This is a genomic window from Actinopolymorpha rutila, assembly GCF_013407855.1.
Lineage (GTDB): Bacteria > Actinomycetota > Actinomycetes > Propionibacteriales > Actinopolymorphaceae > Actinopolymorpha > Actinopolymorpha rutila.
The window spans coordinates 440209-452133 of sequence record NZ_JACBZH010000001.1 but is presented as its reverse complement, the minus strand read 5'-3'; the positions used below and the strand labels follow the sequence as shown (position 1 = coordinate 452133).

Annotated in this window: 8 protein-coding genes; 3 read left to right on the top strand and 5 right to left on the bottom strand. The window is 70.2% G+C overall.

Going from position 1 to position 11925, the window contains the following annotated elements:
• The first annotated feature begins 186 nt into the window (after positions 1-186).
• A complete protein-coding gene (locus F4554_RS01880; protein ID WP_179785761.1) occupies positions 187-870 on the top strand; it encodes a winged helix-turn-helix transcriptional regulator in 684 nt (227 codons plus the stop codon).
• A gap of 62 nt (positions 871-932) precedes the next feature.
• Entirely contained in the window at positions 933-1613 is a 681-nt protein-coding gene (locus F4554_RS01875) for a hypothetical protein (protein WP_179785760.1), read from the top strand.
• A 133-nt stretch (positions 1614-1746) separates the two neighbouring features.
• On the opposite strand, the gene katG is transcribed toward F4554_RS01875, so the two are convergent.
• The 4 genes from katG to F4554_RS01855 form a co-directional block, all read right to left on the bottom strand.
• Positions 1747-3936 (bottom strand): catalase/peroxidase HPI, encoded by a 2190-nt coding sequence (gene katG / locus F4554_RS01870; RefSeq protein WP_179785759.1) that lies wholly within the window; start codon positions 3934-3936, stop codon positions 1747-1749.
• 24 nt (positions 3937-3960) lie between these two features.
• Entirely contained in the window at positions 3961-4410 is a 450-nt protein-coding gene (locus F4554_RS31785) for a transcriptional repressor (RefSeq protein ID WP_179785758.1), read from the bottom strand.
• A gap of 145 nt (positions 4411-4555) precedes the next feature.
• Positions 4556-5170, bottom strand: a complete 615-nt coding sequence (locus F4554_RS01860; protein WP_179785757.1) for a dihydrofolate reductase family protein — start codon at positions 5168-5170, stop codon at positions 4556-4558.
• A gap of 211 nt (positions 5171-5381) precedes the next feature.
• Positions 5382-5801, bottom strand: coding sequence for a MarR family winged helix-turn-helix transcriptional regulator (locus F4554_RS01855; protein WP_179785756.1), 420 nt, complete (start codon positions 5799-5801; stop codon positions 5382-5384).
• Positions 5802-5901: 100 nt separating this feature from the next.
• Between F4554_RS01855 and F4554_RS01850 the strand changes: the two genes are divergently transcribed.
• Positions 5902-6312, top strand: coding sequence for a nuclear transport factor 2 family protein (locus tag F4554_RS01850; RefSeq protein ID WP_179785755.1), 411 nt, complete (start codon positions 5902-5904; stop codon positions 6310-6312).
• 73 nt (positions 6313-6385) lie between these two features.
• Here F4554_RS01850 and F4554_RS33410 read toward each other — a convergent pair whose 3' ends face one another.
• Positions 6386-11917 carry an ATP-binding protein gene (locus F4554_RS33410; protein ID WP_179785754.1) on the bottom strand — a complete coding sequence of 1844 codons (5532 nt, stop codon included), beginning with the start codon at positions 11915-11917 and terminating at the stop codon, positions 6386-6388.
• Positions 11918-11925: the final 8 nt, after the last annotated feature.

Sequence of the window (11925 nt, the reverse complement as noted above, 5' to 3'; positions counted from 1 at the left end):
TACGCCGTCGGCACGATCGTCCGGTCCGACGCGGGCCCGCCCCCAGTACTCGGTCTGTACCTGGGCAGTACAACTTCTGTACCGGCATTGCACTCCCGCCGCCCGGTCCGGGACGCCTACCCTCGACGGCATCGGGCCGTGGCGGCTGCCCGCACCGCACCCAGCCCGGGCGGAAGGAGTACGGCGATGCCCACCAGCTACGGGCAGTTCTGCCCGGTCGCCAAGGCCATGGAGTTGCTGGACGAACGCTGGACCCTGCTGGTCGTCCGCGAACTCGTCGCAGGCAGCCGGCACTTCAACGCGTTGCGGCGCGGTGTGCCCCGCATGTCGCCGGCCCTGCTGTCCAAGCGGCTGAACACGTTGGTCCGGGCCGGTGTGGTCGAACGCCGGCAGGCCGGCAACCGGATCACCTACGAGCTGACACCGGCGGGCAGGGAACTCGAGCCCGTCATCGACGCGCTCGGCAGGTGGGGCACTCGCTGGGTTCCCGAACTCGGCGACGCCGACCTCGACCCGCACCTGCTGATGTGGGACGTACACCGCAACCTCGCCTACGAAGCCGTCCCGGACACCCGGACGGTGCTGAAGTTCAGCTTCCCCGACGTCACCGACGCGCCCCGCGACTGGTGGCTGGTCATCACCACCGACGGCGTTGACGTCTGCGACCACGACCCGGGTTTCGACGTACTCGTCACCGTGGAGGCCAGGCTGCGTACCCTCACGCAGGTGTGGCGCGGTGACCTCACCTGGACCGCGGCGCTGCGTTCCGGCGATCTGGTCGTACGCGGAGATCCCAGCGCACGCAGGGCTCTGCCCCGCTGGCTCAAGCTCTCACCACACGCGTCCACACCTCGACCCGCACCGGCCTGAACCTGTCGTCAGGCGTTCGTAGGATGTGGCGCGTCGAAGTCAGCCTCCCGGGAGGTCCGTTCATGTCCGTCGCCGTCACCACTACCGCAACGTCCTCCCGCCCGGAGCAGCTGCTCAACCGGCTCGCTGCGGTGTCGGTCGTGGGAGGTCCACTGTGCTTCTGGCTCGGCGGCCTGCTGGCGCCTCCGGCGATGCACACGGACGGCGGGCAGACGATCACAGCGAACGCGACCGCAGACCCGGCCACCAATACCGCACACCTGATCGCGTTCTTCGCCGCGAGCTTCCTGCTTCCGGTGAGCGTCGTCGGACTTGCCCGGCTCTCCTGGGCTCGTACGCCGTGGCTGTCCGCGCTCGGCGGGCTGGCCGGCGTGGTGGGTTGGATCCCGCTCGCAGCCCTGACCGCCCTGGACGCCGCCGCAGTCGCCATGGCCCGGATGCCCGGTAGCACTCCCTACGGGAGGTTGTACGACACGTTCGCGTACGGACCCCTGATGAACGCGTACCTGATCGTCTACATCGTCGGCCACCTGGCGGCGTACGTCCTGCTCGGGACAGCGCTGCGGCGAGCCGGAGTCGTTCCTGCCTGGGCGGCCTGGGCGATGGTCGCCAGCAGTCCACTGACGATGGCGATGTTCGTCCTCCCCGGAAACCCGGTCGTGGTCGGGGCGATCGCCATCGGGCTGCTCGTGGCCGGGAGTGTCCCCGCCGCCCGTGCAGTCTGGGCCGCGGAACGCGAGTGAGCGCGAGCAAGAAGAAGGCCGGGACGACGAAGGTCCAGGTCGGCCGATGATCCGGCCGACCTGGACCTCTGCAATGCCGTACTGCCGTACTGCTGTACTGCTGTACTGCGAAAAGCGACGCCCTACTTCGAGATCAGCGCAGCTCGAACCGGTCGAGGTTCATGACCTTGTCCCAGGCCGCCACGAAGTCGCGGGCGAACTTCTCCTTCGCGTCGTCGGCCGCGTAGACCTCCGAGATGCCACGGAGCTGGGCGTTGGCACCGAAGATCAGGTCGACGGCGGTGGCCGTCCACTTGACCTCACCGGTGGCGCGGTCCCTGCCCTCGTAGACGTTCTCCGCCGACTCCGACGGCTTCCACTCGGTGGCCATGGTGAGCAGGTTGGCGAAGAAGTCGTTCGTCAGCACACCAGGCCGGTCGGTGAGGACGCCGTGCCGGGACTGCCCGTGGTTGGCGTTCAGGGCCCGCATGCCGCCGACCAGGACCGCCATCTCCGGCGGGCTGAGGTTCAGCATGTACGACCGCTCGAGCAGCAGCGTCTCCGGCGCCAGCTTCTCGCCCTCGCGCAGGTAGTTGCGGAACCCGTCGGCCCTCGGCTCCAGTACGGAGAACGACTCCACGTCGGTCTCTTCCTGCGAGGCGTCCGTACGTCCCGGCGCGAACGGCACCGTGACGTCGTGGCCGGCGTTCTTCGCCGCCTGCTCGACCGCCGCGCAACCGCCCAGGACGATCAGGTCGGCCAGCGAGACCTTCTTGCCGCCCGACTGCGAGCTGTTGAAGTCCTGCTGGATCTGCTCGAGAACCGGCAGCACCTTGGACAGCTCGACCGGGCTGTTGACCTCCCAGTCCTTCTGCGGCGCGAGCCGCAGCCGGCCGCCGTTCGCCCCGCCGCGCTTGTCGGTGCCGCGGAAGCTCGCCGCCGCCGACCACGCGGTGGAGACCAGCTGGGAGGTGGACAGGCCGGAGTCGAGGAGCTTGGCCTTGAGGGCGGCGATGTCGTCGGCTCCGACCAGCTCGTGGTCGACCGCGGGCACCGGGTCCTGCCACAGCTGCGGCTCGGCGACCCACGGCCCGAGGTAACGCGAGACCGGGCCCATGTCACGGTGCAGCAGCTTGTACCAGGCCTTGGCGAACGCCAGAGCGAACTCCTCCGGGTTCTCCAGGAACCGGCGCGAGATCCGCTCGTACACCGGGTCGAACCGCAGCGCCAGGTCCGTCGTCAGCATCGTCGGGCGACGCCTCTTCGAGGGGTCGTGCGGGTCCGGGATGGTCGCGTCGGCGTCCTTCGCTACCCACTGGTGCGCCCCGGCCGGGCTCTGTGAGAGCTCCCACTCGAAGTCGAAGAGGTTCTTGAAGAACCCCATGCTCCACTTGGTCGGCGTGCTGGTCCAGACCACCTCGAGACCGCTGGTGATCGCGTCCCCGCCCTTGCCGGTGCCGTAGGTGCTCTTCCACCCCAGGCCCTGCTGCTCGAGGGGCGCCGCCTCCGGCTCGGGGCCGACGCTGTCCGCGGGGCCCGCGCCGTGGGTCTTGCCGAACGAGTGACCGCCGGCGATCAGCGCGACCGTCTCCTCGTCGTTCATCGCCATCCGGCCGAACGTCTCGCGGATGTCCCTGGCGGCCGCGATCGGGTCCGGGTTGCTGTTCGGGCCCTCCGGGTTGACGTAGATCAGGCCCATCTGCACCGCACCCAGCGGGCCGGACAGCTCCCGGTCACCGCTGTAGCGCTCGTCGCCCAGCCAGGCGTCCTCGGGACCCCAGAAGACCTCCTCGGGCGCGTAGATGTCCGCGCGGCCGAAGCCGAAGCCGAACGTCTTGAATCCCATCGACTCCAGCGCGCAGTTGCCCGCGAAGACCAGCAGGTCGGCCCAGGAGATCTTGCGGCCGTACTTCTGCTTCACCGGCCACAGCAGCCGGCGGGCCTTGTCCAGGCTGGCGTTGTCGGGCCAGCTGTTGAGGGGCGCGAACCGCTGGGCACCGGCGCCGCCACCACCCCGGCCGTCGGCGATGCGGTAGGTGCCCGCGGAGTGCCAACTCATCCGGATGAACAGCGGGCCGTAGTGGCCGTAGTCAGCGGGCCACCAGTCCTGCGAGGTCGTCATCACCTCGACGACGTCACGCTTGAGCGCCTCGAGGTCGAGGGTCTTGAACTCCTCCGCGTAGTCGAAGTCCGCGCCCATCGGGCTGGTGCGTTCCGAGTTCGGCGCCAGAACCTTCAGGTCCAGCGCGTCGGGCCACCAGTCCTGGATCGTCCTCGGCCGGTCCGTCTTCGGAGTCGGGGAGGGGATTGCTGGGTTTTCACTCTCGCTGGCATGGTCAGACACGTCTGTCCTTCTCCCGTCTCGCTGTTACTTGGTGCTGGCTGCTTGCTGGTTGCCACTCGCCACACACTCAGGACATCTGCCCCAGTAGATGACCTCGGCCTCGTCGATCTCGTAGCCCGAGTCGTCGGCTGCCGTCAGGCACGGAGTCTCACCCGTCGCGCAGTCGACGTCGGCGATGGCGCCGCACGACCGGCAGACCACGTGGTGGTGGTTGTCGCCGACCCGGGCCTCGTACCGCGCCACCGAGCCGAGCGGCTGGATGCGGCGCACCAGACCCGCGGCGGTGAGCGCGTGGAGCACGTCGTAGACGGCCTGGTGGGAGACGACGCCGAGATTGCTGCGTACGGCACCGATGATCGAGTCGGTGTCGGCGTGGGGAAGGTCGTGCACCGCGGACAACACCGCCACCCGCGGGCGCGTCACCCGAAGGGCGGCCTCGCGGAGGATGCGCTCGAAGTCTGCGGAGTTTGGCACGTCGCCGAGTCTGGCGGATTTTCTTGAATCAATCAAGTATGGCCCGGGCAATTGGGGACTTTCGGCCCAGGCAGTGAAGCCGCCACGCACAGCGACCGGCCGGGGAAAGTCGGTGACTCTCCCGGCCGGTCGGAGTCCTGCTTCGTCAGCTGTCTTCCTGGGGCAGGTGCGCCTTCGCATCCTCGTATGTCCCGTCAGGAGCAGACTTGTCGGTGGTGTAGACGAGGTGCAGTACGCCCGTACTGAACGCCTTCGACGACAGCAGCCGCAGCGGGATCGAGGTGTCCGCGTCCTCGAACAGCCGCGCGCCCTTGCGCACCGCGATCGGGTGGACCAGCAGGTGCAGCTCGTCGATGAGGCCGGCGGCGAGCAGCTGACGTACGACGGCGACCGAACCGCTCATTCCGATCGCATCTCCCGGCTCGTTCTTCAGCGTGGTGACGGCCTCGACCAGATCACCCTTCAGCACCTCGGAGTTACGCCAGGTGAACTCGAGGTCCTGACGGGAGACGACGATCTTGCGTGCGTCACCCAGCTTCTTGGCGAACGGAGCGTCCTCCTCGCCGGCCGCCTCACGGTCCGGCCACGCACCGGCGAAGCTGTCGTAGGTCACCCGGCCGAGCAGGATCGTGTCGGCGGCGCCGAGCTGGGCGTCGACCGCCGCACCCATCTCGTCGTTGAAGTACGGGAAGTGCCAGTCCTGCGGGTTGTCGATGACCCCGTCCAGCGAGATGAACAGACCAGCGGTGAGCTTCCGCATCGAACTACTCCTTGATCAAGGTGTCGCGATAGTGGGGTACGCCAAGTCTGACCGCGCACGCGGCCCCAACTCATCGGCGTTCTGCCCCCTCTTCGAACGAGGGGCAGCAGAATCGACATCACGAACTTCCACAAGCGCCGCGAATTCACGGGGGCCCTTGCCTGCTCGACACTTCGGACGAGGCAGCTACGTCCGGCCCCAGCCGGGGCGCCTACTCGGCTGACTTGAGGTTGGTGAGCATCGCTCGGAGGAGCTCGGCAGCGTCGCCGGCGTCGACGCCATGGGTCAGTTCGGTGGCGACGGCCTCGAAGACCGGCGGCAGCTCGGGGATCAACGCACGCCCGGCAGTGGTGAGCTCGACCACCACCGCGCGACGGTCGGCCGGGTCGGGCGCACGCCGGACGAGCCCCTTGGCTTCCAGCCGGTCGACCAGTCGGGTGATGCCGGCCGTGTCCGTTCCGAGCAGGTCGGCCAGGCGGCGCGGGCTGGACTGCCCGGTGAAGACGTGGACGAGGAGGCCGGCCTGTTGCGACGTCAGTCCGAAAGCGGCGAAGCGCTGGTCCAGGGCGGTGCGTAGTTCGCGGGCGAGCCGGACGATGAGACTCGACGCCTGGACTCCAGGGCTGGGCATGACGCTCCTATTATTTGTCGTGACAGTTACTGTCGCGGCTGCTACCGTACGACACTCAGCGCACAACCGTCGCACACAGACTCGTTCACGCGGAGGATCAGTGAAAACCCCTGCCCTGGAAGCGGAACTTCGGGAGTTCTTCGAGCGGTTCGACTCGAGCGGCGCCGACGTCTTCCACGAACAGTTCCTCAGCCTCGATCCGTCCAGTGCCACCGTCGTGACCCGTGACCAACTGAGGGCCGTCCTTCCCAAGCGGGCCCAGATGTTCGGATCCGTCGGGGCGACCGGCACGCGCTTCCGCGACCTCGCCGCCCGACCACTCGACGACCAGCACATCCTCGTGGAGACGCACTGGGACGTGGAGTTCGCCGACGAGAACGCCGAGCCCCTCACCCTGCACGCCACCTACCTGCTGCGCCGCGCCGACGAGGGGTGGAGCGTCGTCGTGTACCTGAACCACCGAGACATCGGCAGCATCCTCGCCAACCGCGGCCAGGCAGCCGACGCCTGAGCCCTTCCGAAATTCTTCCGCGGAGGAATCGCCCGTCTGACCGGTCCGATTCCTCCGCGGAAGAATCGTAAGGTCAGCTCGAAGTCCCGAGGCCGCGTTCGATGGCCTCGATCAGGCGGGGGCGGAGTTCGGTCGCACCGATCACCGCGTCGACCGAGCCGACCTCGACGGCCCGCTGGATGCTGTGCACCCGGTCGAACCCGGCCGCGACCTCACCCAACTTCTCCGCCCGGACGGCGGTGCGTACCTCCGCCAGCTCCGTCGCCAGCGCGGCGCGTTCGGCACCGACCGCGGCCGACACCCGCGCGGCCAGACTCGACACCCTGGGGTCGGCCGCCGTACGAGCGTCCACCTCGGCTGCGAACACCACCGCGGCCGCGGGCGCACCACCGAGCACCGACGCGAACGAGCCCTCCACCGCCAACACGGTGAGGTTCGGGTTCAGCGCCTTGGAGAACACCACGAACGCCCCGCCGTGATAGCGCGAGATCACCGCGAACACGATCGGTCCGTCGAAGTTGACGACCGCCCGGCCGATCTCCGCGCCGTACTCCAGCTGCAGGTTGCGCATCGAGTCCGGTGACCCGTCGAAGCCGGACAGGTTCGCCAGCACCACCAGGGGCCGGTTGCCGCTGGCCGCGTTGATCGCCCGGGCCACCTTCTTCGACGAACGCGGGAACAGCGTGCCCGAGGTGTAGGTGTCCGGACCGTCGGTGGGCGGGAATCCCCTACGGGGTACGGACTTGGACTCGATCCCGAGCAGGCAGACCGGGTAGCCACCGAGCCGGGCGTCCTGCACCACCGCCGTGTCGGCGTCGGCCATCCCGGCCCAGCGTTCGAGCACCGGGTGGTCCAGGTCGCTGACCGCGCGCATCACCGTACGGATGTCGAACGGCTTCTTACGGCCGGCGTTCGTCTCCGACGAGAAGATGTCCCCGACCGTACGGAAGTCGCTGCCCGGCGCCTCGTGTGGATACGTCGTGACGTCGCGGTCCACCGGGTCGATGGTGTCCCACCGTCGCGGCCCGCGCTCACCCGGGACGACGTAGGTGTGGTCGTAGTGCGACATCAGCACGTCGCGGGCACTCTTGAGGTCCGGCGCCCAGTACTGCGCCTGGCCGTTCGGGCCCATCACCCGGTCGTAGCCACCGATGCCGTAGTTGTCCTCCGCGGAGACCCCGCCGGAGAAGTCCAGCGACTGCTTGCCGGTGAGCACCATCGCGCTGTCCGGCGTCATCACCAGGATGCCCTTGGTGTGCATCAGCATCGTCGCCTCGGCGTTCCAGTACGGCTGCGCGCCGACGTTGATGCCGGCCACGATGACGTTGATCTCCCCGCCGGCCTGGGTGAACTCGACGATCCGCTTGAGTGCCGCGGCGATCCAGTCCATGTTCTCGGTGCCGGAGTCCATCGAGATGCGCGCACCGGCCGACAGCGCGTACCACTCGACCGGCACCCGCATCCGCTCGGCCAGGTCCAGCGCGGCGACGATCCGCGCGCACTCGGCCTCGGCGAGGGCGCCGAGCGCCCTGGTCGGGTCGCCGCTGAGCACCACGCGGGTGACGCCCTCGGGGCAGCGCGAGGTCGGCGTGCTGATCACCCCGACGATGATCGCCGCCTTGTTCAGGCCACGCGGACGGTCGACCGGCACGAGCACGCCGGAGTCGTCCAGGTCGTACTCCACCCCCGAGCCACCGGGGCCGGCCACCATGTCGGTCAGCTCGTACGGGTAGACGGTGTTACGGCGGCGCGAACGCAGGACCTTCTGGGCGTAGTCGTCGAGCGGTTCGAGCCGCTCGGTGGTCCGCTCCTCCACGGAGGTGACCACGCCGGATCCCGGCTGGTAGAAGAAGCGTGCCGTCACCGGCGCGACCGTGCCGTCCGGCCGCTCGACCTGCCCCTGCGCCAGCACCTCCTCGATGCCCGCGCCGACGGTGAGCGGCGCGATGTTGCGCTGCAGCGCGGTCAGCTCCTCGACCTGTACGTCGACGACCGGCCAGATGTGCACCCAGACGTGGTTCATGTCCAGGCGGGCGCCGGCCGTACCCCGTGCGCTGCGGGCCCGGCGGATCGCCTCCAGGCAGTTCGAGATCGCCCGCTCCACGTGCGGCAGGGACGTCACCTGTCCGTCCTCGTCGCGTACGACGGCGAACTGGCGCACCTGGGCCAGCGCGACCAGCCGCTGGTCGGCGTCGTTGTCCCGCGCGACACAGTGGTAGAGCAGTACGCCCTCGGGCGCGTTCAGGCGGTTTATCCGGAAGTCGCGCAGCCGCCAGAGGTTCAGCCGCCGCCCCACCATGGGATGGACGCCGCGTACGTTGTCGTCCTCGGCGACCGAGGTGCCGGCCGGACGGTAGGTGAAGTACTCGACCGCCTTGTCGCCGCCGCGGGCGACCGCGAGGGTGATCCGGCGTACGCCATGACCCAGCGGCAGCGCGGCGACCAGCTCGCGCAGCGCGTCCGCCGCCTCCTGTTGCCCGTCCGGCGTGTCCGGCCCGGAGAGGTAGAGGTCGACGACCGCCTCGTGCCCGGCGGGCCGGGCGACGACCTGGGCGGCGAGAGCCCGGACCAGAGCGCCGTCGGGGTCGGCGAGCTCGGCGACCGTACCGACCGTGCTGACCAGGTGGGTGGGCCGATCGTCGAGTGAGTAGTCGGCCGACGCGAACGGTCTCCCCTCGACGGCCAGCTCGCTCAGGCCGTGGAGTTCGTACTCGCGGTAGTGCCGGCGGATCAGCACCTCGAGCATCGGCTCCCACTCGGCCCAGCCGCGCTCCAGCCGCTGCACGAGGAACCCGACGATCTGCTCGGGGATGGCCGCCAGCGCATCGATCCGCTGCTGCCGGTCGGGCGCGTCCGGGTTGGCCGCCAGCGCATCGACCTCGGCGCCCACGCCGGCCACCACCTCGGCCCGCTCCTCGTCCACCAGCGGCTGGTCGAACCAGCGGAACCGGACGCTGCGCGCCAGGTCACCGACGACCGGGAAGCGCAGCTGGGTGGCGAGCACGAGCCGCTCGAGTACGTCGTGCACGCGTCCGTCCAGCGGGGCCGCCGGCAGCGGCTCGGTGCTCCACGCCTGCAGCAACGCCGTGACCAGCAGCACGTCCGGCCTGGACCGCTGCTGGGCGAGGAAGATGCGGAACACCGCCTCGTCCAGCTCGGGGCTGCGCTCCAGGTCGGTCACGCCGTAGTGCCCGAGCACCCGGGCCAGCCGGACACGGAACGCCTCCGGCAGGCCGCCGCGCTCGGGGTCGAGACTTTGGAGGTACGTGTGGAAGTGCTCGCGCGGGCTGTGCACCCCGTGCTCGGTGTTGATCTCCTCGCCGGCCGGCCGGTTGCGGCTCAGCTCGGCGAAGTCGGCGAACACCTGCAGCAGCTCGATCTCCGCCGACATCGGCGCCTGCCCGGCCGCCGCGAGCTCCGCCCGTGCGGTCAGGTAGCCGGTCAGCATCTCGCCTTGGTCGCGGGCGTCCACGTCGTAGCCGAGCAGCATGCTGCGCAGGTCGGCCAGGCCGCGTTCGGCGCGTTCCTCGGCGGACTTGCGTACGGTCTCGGTGGGCAGGTCCAGGTCGACGGCCGGCACCGCGGCGCCCGGTAGGCCCGCCGGCGCACCCTCCGCCTCCGCCGCTTCGTCGGCGACCGGCTCCAGCCGGACCAGCGGCGCGCTGGTCTCGACCTGGCTCCCGGCGGACACCAACAGCTCACGCACGGTGGCCCGGAACGGCGCGTACAGCACCGTCTCCATCTTCATGCTCTCCAGCACCAGCACCGGTGCGCCGGCCTCGACCTCGGCGCCCAGCGCCACCGGCGTCGCGACGACCAGGGCCGGCGCCGGTGATCGCAGCACCCCGCCCTCGCCCCGGCTCACCCGGTGGGTGACGCCGTCCACCTCGACCAGGTGCACCGGGCCGTGGGTGGCGGTGACCAGCCGGAACGTCCGGCCGTCCACGGTCAGCCGGGCGCCGTAGGTGCCGGACCGCTCCAGCTCGCCGTAGACGACGTGCTGGTCGTCGCCGTTGCCGACGCCGACCCGGAACCGGTGCGGGCCGATCTGCGCGACGGTGACGCGGTAGGCGACGCCGCGCAGCTCCAGGTCGATCGCCCGGCCGACCTCGTGCTGCACCTGCGGCCGGCCGCCGTGCGCGGTCTCCAGCAGCCGTCGGAGCTCGACCTGCTTGGCCTCCTCGTACCCCTCGATCGCCGCCGCGACCAGCCCGACGCCGGAATGGCGGTGCGAGACCAGCCGGCCCTGCCCGCGCACGCGGTCGATCCAGGCGGTGTCCGCGCTCCCGTCGATCACCTCGGGCTGGTCGAGCAGCGCGAGGATGAAGCCCTTGTTGGTGACGCCGCCCTCGATGATCACCGTGGTCGCGCTCACCGCTCGGCGCAGCCGCGCCAGCGCCTCGTCCCGGGTCCGGCCGTAGGCGATGATCTTGGCGATCATCGAGTCGAACTCGGCCGGAATGGTGTCGCCGGCACTGACGCCGGTGTCCACGCGTACCCCGGGCCCGACCGGCAGGTCGAGCAGCGCGATCCGCCCCGGCGAGGGGGCGAAGTCGCGGTCGGGGTCCTCGGCGTTCAGCCGGGCCTCGATCGCGTGCCCCATCTCGGCCGGCCGCTCGCCCTCCAGCCGGGCGCCGGCGGCGATCCGGATCTGGGCCTTCACCAGGTCGAGGTCGGTGGTCAGTTCGGTGACCGGGTGCTCGACCTGCAGCCGGGTGTTGACCTCGAGGAACGACAGCAGCTCGTCCTGCGGGCGGTAGAGGAACTCGACCGTCCCGGCGCCGCGGTAGCCGACCGCGAGCGCGAGCCGCTCGGCCGCAGCCTTCAGCTGGTCGGCCTGCTCCGCGGACAGCACCGGCGAGGAGGACTCCTCGATCACCTTCTGGTTGCGGCGCTGCACCGAGCAGTCGCGCACTCCGAGAGCCCAGGCGGTGCCCTGGCCGTCGGCGATCACCTGCACCTCGACGTGCCGCGCGCCGGTGACCAGCTGCTCGAGGTAGACCACGCCGCTGCCGAACGACCGCTCGGCCTCGTCGCGGGTCCGGTCGTACGCCTGCTTGAGGTCCTCGCCGGACATGATCACCCGGATACCGCGACCGCCGCCGCCCGCAGCCGCCTTGAGCATCAACGGGTAACCGATCCTGTCCGCCGCGTCGAGGGCGGCGTCCAGCGTCTCGACCGGGCCGCCGCTCCAGCGCGAGACCGGAACGCCGACCTCCTCGGCCACCAGCTTGGAGGCGATCTTGTCGCCCAGCCGGCGCATCGCCTCCGGCGTCGGCCCGATGAAGGTGACGCCGAGGCGTTCGCACAGCTCGGCGAACGCCGGGTCCTCGGCGACGAAGCCCCAGCCCACCCATGCGGCGTCGGCCCGGGTGTCCCGGAGGGCGCGTTCGAGGACCGCGTGGTCGACGTAGGGCCGTGCGGACGCCGGGCCCAGCGAGTAGGCGAGGTCGGCCTCGCGTACGAACGTCGCGGTCCGCTCGACGTCGGTGTAGAGCGCCACCGTCTCGATCGGCTCGCCGCCCTCCGCGTTGAGCTCGCGTACGGCGTTGATCAGCCGCATCGCGGCCTCGCCGCGGTTCACCACTGCGATCCGCCTGAACACCGACCGGC